The sequence below is a fragment of the Rhodospirillales bacterium genome, assembly GCA_016699855.1.
Taxonomy (GTDB): domain Bacteria; phylum Pseudomonadota; class Alphaproteobacteria; order Reyranellales; family Reyranellaceae.
In genome coordinates, this window is record CP064988.1 from 935,639 (window position 1) to 949,704 (window position 14,066).

13 protein-coding genes are annotated in these 14,066 nt (G+C 70.0%); 6 read left to right on the forward strand and 7 right to left on the reverse strand.

The window, feature by feature from the left end:
• Positions 1-677: 677 nt before the first annotated feature.
• Complete coding sequence (locus tag IPK81_04445) at positions 678-2,000, forward strand: tetratricopeptide repeat protein (protein QQS13496.1); 1,323 nt, start codon at positions 678-680, stop codon at positions 1,998-2,000.
• A gap of 177 nt (positions 2,001-2,177) precedes the next feature.
• Here IPK81_04445 and IPK81_04450 read toward each other — a convergent pair whose 3' ends face one another.
• The gene (locus IPK81_04450; GenBank protein ID QQS13497.1) at positions 2,178-2,633 is read right to left on the reverse strand and encodes a hypothetical protein; all 456 of its coding nucleotides are present in this window, start codon (positions 2,631-2,633) and stop codon (positions 2,178-2,180) included.
• A 199-nt stretch (positions 2,634-2,832) separates the two neighbouring features.
• Positions 2,833-4,242 carry an FAD-binding protein gene (locus IPK81_04455; protein ID QQS13498.1) on the reverse strand — a complete coding sequence of 470 codons (1,410 nt, stop codon included), beginning with the start codon at positions 4,240-4,242 and terminating at the stop codon, positions 2,833-2,835.
• A gap of 165 nt (positions 4,243-4,407) precedes the next feature.
• Here IPK81_04455 and IPK81_04460 point away from each other — a divergent pair, with 165 nt between their 5' ends.
• On the forward strand, positions 4,408-4,623 hold the full coding sequence (locus tag IPK81_04460; protein ID QQS13499.1) for a transcriptional regulator: 216 nt from the start codon (positions 4,408-4,410) through the stop codon (positions 4,621-4,623).
• 27 nt (positions 4,624-4,650) lie between these two features.
• Here the strand turns inward: IPK81_04460 and IPK81_04465 are convergent, their stop codons facing one another.
• Entirely contained in the window at positions 4,651-5,217 is a 567-nt protein-coding gene (locus IPK81_04465) for a hypothetical protein (GenBank protein QQS13500.1), read from the reverse strand.
• 10 nt (positions 5,218-5,227) lie between these two features.
• Positions 5,228-6,391 (reverse strand): iron-containing alcohol dehydrogenase, encoded by a 1,164-nt coding sequence (locus IPK81_04470; protein ID QQS13501.1) that lies wholly within the window; start codon positions 6,389-6,391, stop codon positions 5,228-5,230.
• A gap of 141 nt (positions 6,392-6,532) precedes the next feature.
• Here IPK81_04470 and IPK81_04475 point away from each other — a divergent pair, with 141 nt between their 5' ends.
• From IPK81_04475 to gluQRS, 4 genes are all read left to right on the forward strand, one after another.
• Entirely contained in the window at positions 6,533-7,525 is a 993-nt protein-coding gene (locus IPK81_04475; protein ID QQS13502.1) for a hypothetical protein, read from the forward strand.
• A gap of 56 nt (positions 7,526-7,581) precedes the next feature.
• The gene (locus IPK81_04480; GenBank protein QQS13503.1) at positions 7,582-7,917 is read left to right on the forward strand and encodes a DUF1491 family protein; all 336 of its coding nucleotides are present in this window, start codon (positions 7,582-7,584) and stop codon (positions 7,915-7,917) included.
• Positions 7,918-8,147: 230 nt separating this feature from the next.
• Positions 8,148-8,708: a hypothetical protein gene (locus IPK81_04485; protein ID QQS13504.1), complete on the forward strand. Its 561-nt coding sequence runs from the start codon at positions 8,148-8,150 to the stop codon at positions 8,706-8,708.
• Positions 8,709-8,741: 33 nt separating this feature from the next.
• Positions 8,742-9,593, forward strand: coding sequence for a tRNA glutamyl-Q(34) synthetase GluQRS (gene gluQRS / locus IPK81_04490; GenBank protein ID QQS13505.1), 852 nt, complete (start codon positions 8,742-8,744; stop codon positions 9,591-9,593).
• Positions 9,594-9,597: 4 nt separating this feature from the next.
• Here the strand turns inward: gluQRS and IPK81_04495 are convergent, their stop codons facing one another.
• Genes IPK81_04495 through IPK81_04505 form a run of 3 tightly spaced genes read right to left on the reverse strand, consistent with a single transcriptional unit; the run spans position 9,598 to position 13,896 of the window.
• Positions 9,598-11,016 (reverse strand): amidase, encoded by a 1,419-nt coding sequence (locus IPK81_04495; protein ID QQS13506.1) that lies wholly within the window; start codon positions 11,014-11,016, stop codon positions 9,598-9,600.
• Positions 11,017-11,045: 29 nt separating this feature from the next.
• Complete coding sequence (locus IPK81_04500; protein QQS13507.1) at positions 11,046-12,464, reverse strand: amidase; 1,419 nt, start codon at positions 12,462-12,464, stop codon at positions 11,046-11,048.
• 46 nt (positions 12,465-12,510) lie between these two features.
• Positions 12,511-13,896 (reverse strand): tetratricopeptide repeat protein, encoded by a 1,386-nt coding sequence (locus IPK81_04505; GenBank protein ID QQS13508.1) that lies wholly within the window; start codon positions 13,894-13,896, stop codon positions 12,511-12,513.
• Positions 13,897-14,066 lie beyond the last annotated feature (170 nt).

Sequence of the window (14,066 nt, forward strand, 5' to 3'; positions counted from 1 at the left end):
CGACAAGGTCCTTCGACCACAGCGCTGCGCGCCTCCGCTCAGGATGACAATGTTTGGCTTCTGAGCGGAGAGCGTCACCGCTCGGCGAGTGGTCGTCGCTCCTCGTGGGCGCCGGCCACGATGTCATCCCGAGCGCAGCGAGGGATCCAGGCGCCGTCCCTGGATCCCTCGCTGCGCTCGGGATGACAGGGAAGCCCGGCGGAGAGGGAAGACTCCCCTTAGGCGACATTCCCCAGATCGACCCGTGGAACGGTGCGAACGCTGGCGCCCGATTTGTCGCAGGATTTGCGTGAACAGTTCTCTCGACACCGCGACCTTGGCGCCGATCTTCACCGGCTTCTCCGCAGGCTGGTCGGCGACCACTGCCCGACCGCCTCGGGCAAGGCCGGCGTGCGCATGAAACGTTGGCGAGACTGTAGGCCAGCGCGTGCAACTGGAGACGCACGCCATTTGGCGGCGAACGAGCAGCACGAAAGGCGCGTCCACTCGCGCACCGGTGCTCGCCGCGCGGTAGCACGGCCGAAGCCGCCCGCTTCCGTTCCAACGGCGGGCTTCGACCGGTCAGGCTCGACACGGGCGTTATCCAGGCGCTGTCGGCGTTGTCAGAACAGTGCAATCGCCGATACGCTCGCCACTCGATCGCCAGATCGGCCAGCCAGTGAGAAGGAAGTCGCCGGATGACACAGGACGCCCAGGGGAACGCGGTTTCGGGGGGCACGCCGGACGCTGTGGAACGTCTCGACCAAGCCATTCGCGCGTTCACCATCGGCTATGGCGACGCGATGGCGCTGCTGGATGCGGCAAGCGCCGTGTCGCCCGACATGCCCATGGCCCTGATCGCCAAGGCATGGATCGTCGCGATCCCGATCGACCCCAGGCTGGCGGTGATGGCCGCAGGCTTGGCCGAACGTGCGCGGGCATTGCCCCTGAACGAGCGTGAGCGGTCCCTGCTGGGCGCGCTCGACCGAATGCTGACCGGCGAAAGGCGGGCCAGCATCACGGCGCTCGAAGCGCATCTGCTGGACCATCCGCGCGATTTGCTCGCGCACTACGCCGCCTTCTACTGCGACGCGCTGTTGGGCCGCTTTCCCCGAATGCGCGAGCGAGCGGCACGCGCCTTGCCGTATTGGTCGTCTGACACGCCGGGTTTCGCGGTGTTGCGCGCGGCGCGGGGCTTCGCGCTGGAGGAGGCCGGCTGCTACGCCGAGGCGGAGGAGGATGCGCGGGCCGCCATTGCCCTGGAACCGCATCTCTATTTTGCCCACCACGGGATCATGCATTGCATGGAGATGACCGGCCGTCCCAAGGACGGCCTCGCCTGGAGCAGGGAGCACGCGGCGCTGTGGGCCTCAGCCGAAAGCGGCGCGCAGGGCCATCTTTGGTGGCACACCAGCCTGTTCCACGTCGAGCTCGATCAGTTCAGCGAGGCCCTGGAACTCTACGACGGCCCGCTGATGCGCACGATCCGCCCGATCGGGTTCGCGGTCAGCGACCCCGCCGCCTTGCTCTGGCGCCTGGACACGATGGGCTGCGATGTCGGCCGTCGGTGGAACGATCTGCTGCCCCGCTGGGAGGGGCGTGCCGACGGGCGGCATATGGTCTTTACCGACATGCACGCGGCGATGACCGAACTGCGCTCCGGCAACGAGGCTCTCGCGGAGGCACGCCTGTCCACCATGCGTCAGACCGCCGCCGGCACGGGCGAGACCGCGGCGTTGTATCGGGAGGTCGGGCTGCCGCTGGTCGAGGCGATCGTCGCGTTCCACCGCGGGGCGTATGACGACTGCGTCGAGCTTTTGTTTCCCTTGCGGCCCGAGGTCTGGCGCATTGGCGGCAGCATCGCGCAGCGCGACATCGTCGACTGGACCCTCACCACGGCCGCATTGCGCGCCGGACGGCGGGCGCTCGCCTGGGGACTAACCTACGAGCGCCTCGCGGCACGGCCTGAGAGTCTGATCAATCGGAGGTTCCAGCGTGAGGCGGAGCGGCTCTCTGCCTAGTCGCTTGCGAAGTCGGCGGGGGATGGATCGGGTGGGGGGCGACGTGCGGATGCGACTGATGCGCCGATCCTACGGCGGATCAAGGTTGAAGCAGCGTTGCTTCTCCAGATGTATCTCGCCCGGTCTGGATGTTGTCGTACATGGATCGGAAACGTGAGCTTAACGGATCCTACCGCATCAAATGTCCAATCCTGCCTTACGAAAACCTTCCAACCAGTGATCACGATCCGACTGGCGCGAGCACATCCTCATCCACAATTTGATGTGCGTCTTCAAGTCGTGATCGGGAGGACGCAGCCGCTCATATGACTTGATGGCTGTTGCCGCTTCTTCAGGTTTCCCCGCCTGCGCGTACGCGGCAGCCAGGACGGGATAGAGAAAAGCGGGAACGTTCTGATACACCTCGTGGATCTCAATGACCTTCGCGTAGTTGTGAGGCATGTAGTAGCAGTCGCACAGGGTATCGAGACGCTGATCATCGGGCGCATAGGGCTCGAGCCGCTCGGATTTCGTGAACCATTCCAGAGCCTGCTCCGGCTCGCCCGTGTAGCTCAGTGCACAACCGAGCGCGTAGTTGGCAAAGGGATCGTTCGGGTTGAGGGAAACCGCCCGTTCGGCGTGCTTTCGCGCCAACCGATGATCACCCGGGATATGGTACGAGAATGCGACATAGGCATTGACGTTGGATCTCTTTCGTCGAGCGCGACGGCCCGGCGGGCATGGTCCCTGCCGCGCGCCATTGTCGCTTCCGGCGGCAGCCCCAAGCAAAGTACGCCGAACATCGACGTCATGCCGAGACCGGCGTGGGCAAGGGCGTAGGTCGGATCCGCTCTTAGTTCATCGGCCCGAAGATCTTGCTCGGGTTCATGATGTTGTCGGGGTCGATGGACCGCTTGACGGCGCGCATCAGGCTGACCGCCTCGCCGTGCTCGGCGTAGAGGAACTTCACCTTGCCGATGCCGACGCCGTGCTCGCCGGTGCAGGTGCCGCCCATCTCCAGCGCGCGCGCCACCATGCGGTCGTTGAGGTCCTCGGCGCGGGCCAGGTAGGTCGGATCGTCGGGATCGACCATCATCGTCAGATGGAAATTGCCGTCGCCGACATGGCCGACGATCGGCGCGAACAGGCCACGCTCGTCGATGTCCTTCTTGGTCTCGAGGATGCAGTCGGCCAGCCGCGAGATCGGCACGCACACGTCGGTCGCCCACATGCCCCAGCCGGGCTTGAACGACTTCGTGGCCCACGCCGCGTCGTGGCGCGCCTGCCACATCTTGGTGCGCTCCTCGGCGATGCCGGTCCACGCGAAGTCGCCGCCGCCGTTCTCGGCGGCGATGGCCTGCACCATCTCGGCCTGCTCCTTGGTGCCCGCCGGCGTGCCGTGGAACTCGAGGAACAGCGTGTCCTTCACCGGCAGGCCGAGCTTGGAGTAGTGGTTCAAGGTCTGGATCTGCAGGTCGTCGACCAGCTCGATGCGGGCCACGGGGATGCCGGACTGGATGGTCTGGATGACGGTGTTGACGGCGCCCTCCAGCGATTCGAAGGCGCAGGTCGCGGCCGCCGCCATCGACTCGGGGACGCCGTAGAGCCGCAACGTGATCTCGGTGATGACGCCGAGCGTGCCCTCGGAGCCGACGAACAGCTTGACGAGGTCGTAGCCGGCCGAGGATTTGCGCGAGCGCCGCCCCAGCCGCATCAGCCTGCCGTCGGGCGTCACGACCTGCAGCGCCAGCACGTTCTCGCGCATCGTGCCGTAGCGCACCGCGTTGGTGCCCGAGGCGCGCGTGCTGGCCATGCCGCCGATGGAGGCGTCGGCGCCGGGATCGATCGGGAAGAACAGGCCGGTGGCGCGGATGTGCTCGTTGAGCTGCTTGCGGGTGACGCCGGGCTGCACGACGACGTCGAGGTCGTTCTCGTTGACCGCCAGCACGCGGTTCATGCGGCTGACGTCGAGCGAGATCCCGCCGTGCGGCGCGCTGATATGGCCTTCCAGCGAGGTGCCGGTGCCGAACGGGATGATCGGCGTCTTATGGCGGGCGCAGAGCTGGACGATCTTCTGCACCTCCTCCGCCGACTCCGCGAACACCACGGCGTCGGGCAGATGGGCCTCGTGGTAGGAGATGTCCTTGCCGTGCTGCTCACGCACGGCGTGCGCGGTGCTCAGCCGGTCGCCGAACATGGCCTTCAGCTCGGCGATGGTCGCGTCGACGTTCGGCGGGCGGGCCGGTGCGGTGGCGGTGGCCATGGGGGACTCCGGATCGGACGGCCGGCGGAGCCGGCGCGGGGTGCCGGGAAAATGGCGGTAAACGCCGGGGCAGGCAAGGCGGGCCCGACGCTGGATCGCGCGCTTACGGGTCCGATATGATAGAAGCGGATGTCACCAACGGGCTGCCGCGACGAAAGCCGATCCGTGAAAATCGAACCCATCCGGGCCGAGGCGGGTTACGACGCCGCGCTCCTCGCCATCGAACACTACTTCGATGTTCCGCCCCTTCCCGAGTCGCCCGAAGCCGAGCGCTTCGACACGCTCGCGTCGGTGATCGCGGCGTACGAGCGGGAGCACTGGCCGATCGGCGCGAGTGATCGGCACTTGCCCGCCGACGTCTCCACGCCAGCAGGCCGCTAGCGAGCATGCATGTCGCGTTAGGCGACGCTACACGATCAAGCCAGTCCAGATCACGATGTAGAGGGCATGCAGCGCCGGCACGACCACCAACAAAAGCCCCAGAGCAACGAGCGCCGTGCGCCGCGTCACCTTGTCACCAATGACATTGCCAAGCCACGAAGCCGCATATGCCTGTGTCGAAAATAGCGATCTGCGCATCAGCGCCGTCACAGCAGCGATAGCGAGGCCTACAGGGAGTCCTAGGAAGCCACCAGCATAGAGCCAGAGGATATGCACCGGCGGCGGCCCCCCAAAGTCCCGTGCGCAGAAGAGCCAAACGGCGCCGCTTCCCATCGCGGTACCATAGCCAGCGCCAACCGCGCTCAAGAGGACGATACGTAGCGGGACCGACAGCGCCAGTGGCGTCACAAGTACCCATGCAACATGCCCAGTGACCGCTCCAACCAACGCGAGCGCCGGGAAAACGAGCGGATAGCCAAACCCGAACGCAAGGAGAAACCAGGAATTCCGTGCTAAGAAAACTGCAAGCCAACCGACGAGACCGACTGGCCAGGCGATCGCGCAAATGACCGCGAAGCGACGCGCGGGACGCATGTCGGAACTCCTACGCCCACACCCGCTTGTACAGCTCCACGATCTCGTCCTTGGTGGGCACGCGCGGGTTGTTGTTGGGCGAGCCGGAGGCCAGCGCCTGCTCGGCCATGGTCGGCAGCAGCGACATGTACCTCGACTCGTCGAGCCCGTGCGCCTTGGGCGTCGGCACCTTGAGGTCGGCGTTCAGCTTGGCCAGCGCGTCGAGCAGGATGGCGACGGCGGTCTGGTCGGACACCTCGCCGCCGGCCAGCCCCATGGCCCGCGCGCAGTCGGCGTAGCGGTCGAGCGCGGCGTTGGCCGAGAAGGCGGTGATGGCCGGCAGGAGCATGGCGTTGCTGAGCCCGTGCGGCACGTGGAAGAAGGCGCCGATCGGCCGGCTCATGCCGTGCACCAGCGCCACCGAGGAGTTCGAGAACGCCATGCCGGCCTGGGTCGCGGCCAGCATCATCGCCTCGCGCGCGGCGCGGTCGGCCGGATCGGCGCAGACCTTGCGGATGTTGTCGTGGATCAGCCGCATCGCCGATTTCGCGAGGCTGTCGGCGTGCGGGCTGGCGCGCTTCGAGACGTACGCCTCGATGGCGTGGGTCAGGCTGTCGATGCCGGTGTCGGCGGTCAACCGGAACGGCTTGGTCAGGGTCAGCTCGTAGTCGACCAGGGCCGCGGCCGGCAGGCAGGGGACGCCCGCGATCAGCATCTTCTCGTCGGTCTCGACGTCGGTGATGATCGTGAAGCGCGTCACCTCCGAGCCGGTGCCGGCGGTGGTCGGGATGGCGACCAGCGGGATGCCCTGCTTCGGGATCGGGTTCGGCGTCTTGTAGTCGCGCATGCGCCCGCCGTTGGCCGCCAGCACGCTCATCGCCTTGGCGGTGTCGATCGGCGAGCCGCCGCCGAACGCCACCAGGCTGTCGTAGCCGCCGGCCTGCAGCGCCGCGACGCCGGCCTCGACCACCGTCGTGGTCGGATCCTCGATCGTGTCGGAGAACACGTCGAAGGCGACGCCGCCCTTGGCCAGCGCGTCGGTGCAGGCCGCGATCTTGCCGCTCGCGACCATGAACTTGTCGGTGACCACCAGCGCCCGGCTGCCGCCGACCTGGCGCAGCACGTCGGCGACCTGGGCCACGGCGCCGCCGCCGATGACGATCATGCGCGGCGTGAGGATGGTGGCGATGGACATGGCAATGGCTCCCGGGGCGGCGGATCGCGCGTGGTCGCGCGTTCCGGCGACACAACCCGCCGGCCCCGCCGCGGTCAACCCGAAAAGCTGAGGGCGGGGTTGTCCACTTCCGCCGCGGATCGCGGTGGCTATAGTCGGGCGATGCTCGAGGTGGTGACGGAGTCGCGGCGGATCGGCGCGGCGGTGCGGCGTCTGCGCCGCCGCCTCGGCGGCGTGCCGTCGCGAGGCGTCACCCTGTCCTGGGCCGGCGGCGGCCGCGTCGTCGCCGACATCCATTGGCTGCGCGACCACGGCTTCTGGTGGCGCCACGACGCCACCACGCGCGCCGACAGGCACGGCCTGACCTTCGGCTACGCGCCGTCGGTGCCCGGCCGGCACGAGAGCGCCACCTGCGAGATCAACCTGCCCGTTTCCGGCGCCGACCGGCGGCTGGCCGGCGCCATCCTGCGCGACGCGGATGGCGCGCTCTACCTCGCCCATAGCGGCCGCATCGGCGGCGTGCGGCCGGGCCGCGGGCGCGACGGGCTGCGCGCGGTGCTGGCCGGCGGCCACTGGCAGGGCGTGCGCTGGCCGGCAGGCCGGACCGGCGAGATGCTGGTGCTGGCGCCGATCGACGGCCCACGGCTGGCGCGCCAGATCGGCCGCTTCGTCGCCGCCGTGCACCGCTACAAGCGCGACGGCGACGACGCGCCCGTCGTGGCGCCGCGCCTGGTGGCGCGCGACGACCCCGCCGCCGATTCCGGGAACGGCGCCGACGCCGAATCCGCGCGACACGCCGCGCTGTGCGACCGCGGCCTGGTGCTCGACGCGCTGGGCGAGGAACTGCGCCGCCGCGGCCTGCGCGACGGCGACGCCGCCGGCGCCGGCGATCCGCTGTTCGCCGCGCGCGGCGGCGGCGCCCGTCTGGTCGACGTCGAGACCGACCTGTCGCCCGCGACCTTGGAGCGCGCGGTCGGCCGCCTGCTGCTGCGCCGCGCCGGATCGCCGGCCGATGCGCGCGCCGCCCTGGTGGTGCCGGCCGAGGACGCGCCGGCGGCGCTCGACGGCCTGTCGCGCCACGGCATCGCCGTCGTGCGCTACCGTTGGCGCGGCGCCCGGCCGGTGTTCGACGGCCTCGACGACGCGCTGGCCTGAGGCGCCGGCCCCGGGGCGCCGTTTCGCCGCCGCGCCGATTGCTGTATCCGTCGCCCATGGTGATGGGTTTGACGACCGGGCTCTGGGTGTCGGCGCAGGTGCGCCTGTGCGACCGCCGCGGCATGCCCGCCTACGTCGCGCGGCGCGGCGATCCGGACGCCGGCACGGTGCTGATCAAGGTCGTGCGCTTCGAGGCCGGCACCACGGTGTTCGCGCAGGCCAACGCGATGGACGACGAGCCGACCTGGCTGCGCGCCACCGGCCCGACTCCCGTCAGCGAGGCCGACGCCGACGCCTACATCGCGCGCCAGACCCAGCGCGACCCCGATCTATGGGTGCTGGAGATCGAGGACCGGCGCGCCGAATGGGTGCCGGACGGGCGGGTCGTCTGAGCCACCGCATATTGTGGATTTCCACGATATTTCACTACCATACGGCCACAGGCTGGGATAAAAAGAGAACATCGTAAGGATAAGCGGGCGAACTTCGGAACGAATACCCGCGGAAAGACGTAAGCCGTTTTAGCGCCTTATTTTTTACCCATGGTGTGAACATGAGCGAGTCCCCCTCCGCTTCAGTTCCGCCTTCAGGCACCGCCGACATAACGTCGGGTCTGATCGCGATGCCCGCCCCGGCCACGACCTCCACGATGGAGGCCGATGTCGCCGCCTTGGCCCACGCCCTCGACGAGGGCGCGCCGATCGATCTGCTGCTGGCCGGCCGCGACCTGGTCGAGCTGCCGCCCAATTTCCACGCGACGCTCTACGCGGCCGATCCGGTGCCGGACTGGTCCGCCGGCGCCTTCGACGGCGCGTCGCTCTCCGTCGCGATGGACGCCGTGTTCGCCGGCAGCTACGGCGAGAGCTTCCACGTCGGCGCCGAGCATCCGGCGTTCAGCGCGCGTATCGACGGCGCGTTCGACGGTCCCGTGCCCGGCGACGCGCTGGTCGATTTCGGATCGATCGGCGGCGGGCGTCCCGGACTCGCGCCGGTCGCGTTCGACGCGCCGACGCACATCGATCTGTCGGCGGATTCGGGCTGGCGCGTCGATCTGGCGGCGCAGTCGCTGCACGCGCCGGAGCTGTCGTGGCTGGCCGGCGGCGACGGCGGCGGCGCGCATGTCGGCGAGACCTGGGCCTGGGATGAGAGCAAGGGCGCCTACGTCTTCGACCACTACGTCTGACGTCGACGGCGGACGCCGGCGCGGCGGCCGGCCATGACCACGACCACACGCTTCGCGCCGAGCCCCAGCGGCCTCCTGCACCTCGGCCACGCGTTTTCCGCGTTGACGGCGTGGCGCGCCGCGCGCGATGGCGGCGGGACGTTCCTGCTGCGGATCGAGGACATCGACATCCGCCGCTGCACGCGCGAGTTCGAGGCGGCGATCCTCGAGGACCTCGCCTGGCTCGGCCTCGACTGGGACGGCGCGGTCCGCCGGCAATCCGACCATTTCGACGACTACGGTCGCGCGCTCGACCGGCTGACCGCCCTGGGCGTGGTCTATCCCTGCTTCTGCACGCGCGCCGAGATCGCGCGCGAGATCGAGACGGCCGCCAGCGCGCCGCATCTCGTGGCGCAGGGCCCGGACGGACCGCTCTATCCCGGCACCTGCCGCCACCGGCCGCTGGACGAGCGCCGCGCTCTGGTCGCGGGCGGACGCGAGTTCGCGCTGCGCCTCGACGCCGCGAAAGCCGCGGAGATCGCCGGGCCGTATTCCTTCCGCGACGCCGGACGCGGCGATGTCGCGGGGCTGCCGTCCCTGTTCGGCGACGTCGTGATCGCGCGCAAGGACACGCCGACCAGCTACCACCTCGCCGTCACGGTCGACGACGCGCTGCAGGGCGTCACGTTGGTCACCCGCGGCGAGGATCTGTTCGCCGCCACGCACGTGCACGGTCTGCTGCAGAAGCTGCTGGACCTGCCGACGCCGCGCTACGCCCACCACCGGCTGCTCGTCGACGCCGACGGCCGCCGCTACGCCAAGCGCGACCGCGCGTTGACATTGCGCGCCCTGCGCGAGTCCGGCGCGGCGGCCGCGGACTTACGCCGCCGCGTCGGGTTCGACTGACCCCTCAGGCCATCGCCATCGGCGGAGCCGCGATCGGCATCGCCTGCTCGAAGGCGTGGGCGGCGCGCAGCACCAGCGCGTCGGCGTAGTGCGGTCCGACGATCTGCAGGCCGATCGGCAGCCCGGCCTTGGTGAGGCCGCAGGGGATCGTCGCCGCCGGCTGCCGCGTGAGATTGAAGGTCAGCGTGAACGGCGTCCAGCCGATGCTGACGCCGTCGCCGCCATAGGCCGCCGGCAGTCCGACATCGATCGCCGGCACGGGCATCGTCGGCGTCACCAGCAGGTCGTACTTCTCGAAGAACAGGTTGAACTGCACGCCCATGCGGCCGCGGTCGACATGCGCCTGCACGACGCGCTCCAGCGGCAGGCGCGCTCCGGCCTCGGCGCCTTTGAGCAGGCCGGGGTCCATGCGCGCGCGCTGCTCGGTCGAGAAGTTCTTCATCAGGACGCTGAAATTCGACGTCCAGAGCAGGTCCTCCAGCACGCGCGGATCGATGCCCAGCAGATCCGGATCGTCCTCCACGACCTTGGCGCCGAGCTTCTTGAGCAGCTTGACGCCCTCGGCCACGGATTTCGCGACCTCGGGATCGATCGTGCTTTTCTCGACGAAGCCCAGGGTCGGCGAATAGGCGATCCGCAACCCCTTGACGCCCTTCTCGAGGCGCTTCGTGTAATCCTCGCTGTCGTCGGTCGGGATCGAGTACCAGTCGCGCGGGTCGGGCCGGGCGATGACGTTCATCATCAGCGCGGCGTCACGCACGGTGCGCGTCATCGGCCCGGCGTTCGACAGCGTTCCCTGGGCAGACGGCGGATAGAGCGGCACGCGCCCGAAGGTGGGCTTCAGGCCGAACAGGCCGGTGAAGGAACAGGGAATGCGCACGGAGCCCGCGCCGTCGGTGCCGATCGCGAGGTTGCCGATGCCGACGGCCTCCGCCGCCACGCCACCGCCCGACGAGCCGCCCGGCGTCTTGTGGATGTCCCAGGGATTGCGCGTTATGCCGAACAGCTTGGAGTCGGTCACGCCCTTCCAGCCGTACTCCGGCGACGTCGTCTTGCCCAGCAGCACGGCGCCACCCTCGCGCAGGCGGGCGGCCACCGGCGCGTCGGTCTCCCACGGACCATCGGGGCTGGTCGCGGCGCTCCCCATCCGGGTCGGCATGCCCTTGGTCTGCACCATGTCCTTGATCGTGGTCGGCACACCGTCGACGGGCCCCAGCGGCTTGCCGTTCGTCCAGCGCCGCTCCGACGCCTTCGCCGCCTTCAACGCGCCTTCTCTATCGACGTGCTGCATGCAGTTGAGCACGGGATTGAAGCGGTCCATCCGCGCGAACGCCGCCTTCGCGGCGTCGACCGGCGACGCCTTCCGGCGCTTGTAGAGGCGCGTCAGCTCGTGCGCCGGTAGCATCGCGAGATCGGTGGTCATGGGCCTCTCCGGATCGGGAACGTGGATGGTCAGGCCGCGGGCAGCGGCGGCACGCGGAACGGACGTTCCGCCAGCAGCTTGTCGGCGACCCGCAGCAGCAGCGCGTCGCGGCCGTGCGCCGCGACGATCTGGAGGCCCGTCGGCAGTCCGTCCGACGTCAGTCCCGACGGCACGCTGACCGCGGGATGACGCGTCAGGTTGAACAGCGCGGTGTACGGCGACCACATGAAGTTCGGCTTGCCGTCGGGCCCGTCCGGCGCCCGCATCCCGGTGTCGAACGCCCGCACGGCGAGCGTCGGCATCAGCACGACGTCGAACTCGGCCAGCAGCAGATTCCACGCCTGTCCGATGCGGCGGGCGTGCTGGCGCGCCTCCACGTACTGGTCGGACGTCACCTTGCGGCCCTCGTCGGCCATCCATCTCAGGCTCTCGTCCATCGACGCGTGCTTCTCCGCCGGGAACATCGACAGCAGCCGCTGCTCCGCGCCGATCCAATGCGTCCACCACACGGCGCGCGGATCCGGCGCCCCGGTGTCGGGCGCCTCGCGCTCGACCAGCTTCACGCCCAGCGACTTGACGGTCCGCGCGGCGTCGCGCGCGTTCTTCTCGACCTCGGGGTCGATCCAATGGTCGCCGATCCGGCCGATCCAGGCCGCCTTCAATCCCTTGAGCTTGCCCTTCAGCGCCATGACGTAGTCGACGCCGTCGTCCGGCAGCGCCGTGTCGTCCATCGCGTCGTAGCGGCCGATCAGGTTCATCGTCATCGCCGCGTCGAGCGCGGTGCGGGTCATCGGGCCGGTGTTGGCCAGCGTGTCCGTCAGGCTCGGCGGCCAGGCCGGCACGCGGCCGAACGTCGCCTTCAATCCGACCAGCCCGCAGAAGGCCGCCGGCAGGCGCACCGAGCCGCCGCCATCCGTGCCCAGCGATATCGGCCCCATGCCGGCGACCACCGCCGCCGCCGAGCCTCCGGACGAGCCGCCGGGCGTCTTCGCGAGGTTCCACGGATTGCGCGTGATCCCGTGCAGCGGGCTCTCGGTGACGCCCTTGTGGCCGTATTCCGGCGACGTGGTCTGCGCGAACAGCACGGCGCCGCCCTCGCGCAGACGCGTCACCGCCGGCGACTCGATGTCCCACGGTCCGGCCGGGTCGACCATCTTCGAGCCCATCACGGTCGGCCAACCGCGCACGCGGATCAGCTCCTTGATCGAGGCCGGCACGCCGTCCAGCGGCGACAGCGCCTCGCCCTTCTTCCAGCGCTTCTCCGACGCCCGCGCCGCCTTGCGCGCGCCCTCGGCGTCGAGATGGCTGATGGCGTTGATCCGCGGGTTCACCGCGTCGACGCGCTTGAGCACGGCGTCGAGCGCCTCGACCGGAGACGCCTTGCGCTTGTCGAACAACGTCATCAATTCGGCGGCGGTGCAGGCGGAAAGGTCGGTGTGCTTGGTCATGTCGAGGCTCCCATCCTCCGGATCCGATCTCGGCGCGCGGCGGCGGTCAACCGGCCGCCCGGTAGCGCCGCGACAGCGCGTCGGCGCGCAGACGCGCCGTCATCGCTTCCTCGGCGCGGCCGAGCCGCTCGTAGATCGCCGCCAGATCGCGTTTCACCCTCGGCACCGTGCCGCGCGCGCGGTCGTCGGCCAGCAACTCCGCCAGCGCGCGGTCGTTCCAGCCGGCCTTGATGAGCGCGTCCAGCCACAGGCCGCCGAACAGCGCGCGCTGGGCGTGGCTGCCGCCGATCGCGCGCAGATGCGGCTGCGCGTCGCCCAGCAGGGTGGCGGCCGCCGCCCAGTCGCCGCGGGCGTGCGCCGCCAGCCCGTGCGCCGCCGGCACGGCCGCCTCGACCCACGCCTCGCGCTCGAACGGACGCGCGCGTCCGGCGCGGTCCTCGAGGCTCGCCAGCATCTCGGTCACGGCGGCGGCCTCGCCGGCGCGCGCCAGGCCGTAGAGGTATTGAAGGTCGAGAAACGGCGAGTAGTGCTCGCGCAGGCGCGGCAGCAGGTAGGCCGCGACGTCGCGCCAGCGGCCGCCGACGTCGACGCCGCGCAGCTCCAGCCGCGCCAGCAGCGAGACGGCGTTGATCTGGTCCTGGCAGAACTCCTTCCACACGCCCCAGACGCGGCTATCGAACAACGCCAGCGCGCGCTCCGGCCGGTCGGCGTCGATATGGAACAGCGCGGTGTGCCACCAGTTGTGGGTCGACATGAAGGAGTTGCAGCTGGACCAGGTGTCGGACAGCCCCTCCATCCACGCGACGCCCTCCTCGATCCGGCCCTGCGTCTCCATCACGTGCGCCACGGCATGGTGCGCCCAGGGGTCGGCGCGCCGCATCGCGACGGCGCGGCGGCCGGCCTCCTCGGCCTCCGCGAGCCTGTGGCATTCCTCGAGCGCGAAGGCGTGCATGCCGTGCGCGTAGCCGATCTCGGCGTTGGCGGGCAGGAAGACCTCCGACAACCGCAGCATGCGGTCGGGCGCGCCGAGATCGAACCACAGGAGCTGGCCCAGTTTCGCCGCGAACAGGTCGCGCGGCCAGTCGGCGACGATGCCGTCGAAGCCACGGGCGGCGGCGTCGACCTCGCCGTCGACCCACGCGGACATCGCCGCCAGCCACGCCCGTTCGCGGTCGTTCATGCCGCGCAAGCCGCCGCGCGCGGCGTCGATCGAGCCGCGCGCGGCGGCGTGCGCGGCGGGATCGGCCATCGTGAGATTGAGCGACGCGGCGTGCAGCTGGACCAGCGGGACGTCTCGGGCCTCGCGCGCGAAGGATATGTAGGCGCCGAGGCCGTCGCCGTAGCGCAGCCACTCCTCGAGGGCGTGGTCGACGGCGGCGATGGCCGCGGCGTCGGCGTTGGAGACGGCGAGTCCCTGGGAATCCGTGGGCATGTGCGCGATCATGGATTTTCGCCGCGACCTTCCCACGCGCGCCGCCGCGAGTCGAGCCGCAGGCCGGCGCGGACGGGGCCGCGACCGTCCGTCGCCAGCCGGGCGCGGCCCTTTCCGCTATGCGGGGCCGGTGCTAGGTTCCGCCGCCATTTTCGGACGCCGGCGAAGAA

Coding starts and splice junctions, on each gene's coding strand:
- IPK81_04495 (QQS13506.1), bottom strand. CDS start 11,016: ATGACCACCGATCTCGCGATGCTACCGGCGCACGAGCTGACGCGCCTC.
- IPK81_04470 (QQS13501.1), bottom strand. CDS start 6,391: ATGTCCATCGCCACCATCCTCACGCCGCGCATGATCGTCATCGGCGGC.
- IPK81_04465 (QQS13500.1), bottom strand. CDS start 5,217: ATGCGTCCCGCGCGTCGCTTCGCGGTCATTTGCGCGATCGCCTGGCCA.
- IPK81_04445 (QQS13496.1), top strand. CDS start 678: ATGACACAGGACGCCCAGGGGAACGCGGTTTCGGGGGGCACGCCGGAC.
- IPK81_04480 (QQS13503.1), top strand. CDS start 7,582: ATGGTGATGGGTTTGACGACCGGGCTCTGGGTGTCGGCGCAGGTGCGC.
- IPK81_04505 (QQS13508.1), bottom strand. CDS start 13,896: ATGCCCACGGATTCCCAGGGACTCGCCGTCTCCAACGCCGACGCCGCG.
- IPK81_04475 (QQS13502.1), top strand. CDS start 6,533: ATGCTCGAGGTGGTGACGGAGTCGCGGCGGATCGGCGCGGCGGTGCGG.
- IPK81_04485 (QQS13504.1), top strand. CDS start 8,148: ATGCCCGCCCCGGCCACGACCTCCACGATGGAGGCCGATGTCGCCGCC.
- IPK81_04500 (QQS13507.1), bottom strand. CDS start 12,464: ATGACCAAGCACACCGACCTTTCCGCCTGCACCGCCGCCGAATTGATG.
- IPK81_04455 (QQS13498.1), bottom strand. CDS start 4,242: ATGGCCACCGCCACCGCACCGGCCCGCCCGCCGAACGTCGACGCGACC.
- gluQRS (QQS13505.1), top strand. CDS start 8,742: ATGACCACGACCACACGCTTCGCGCCGAGCCCCAGCGGCCTCCTGCAC.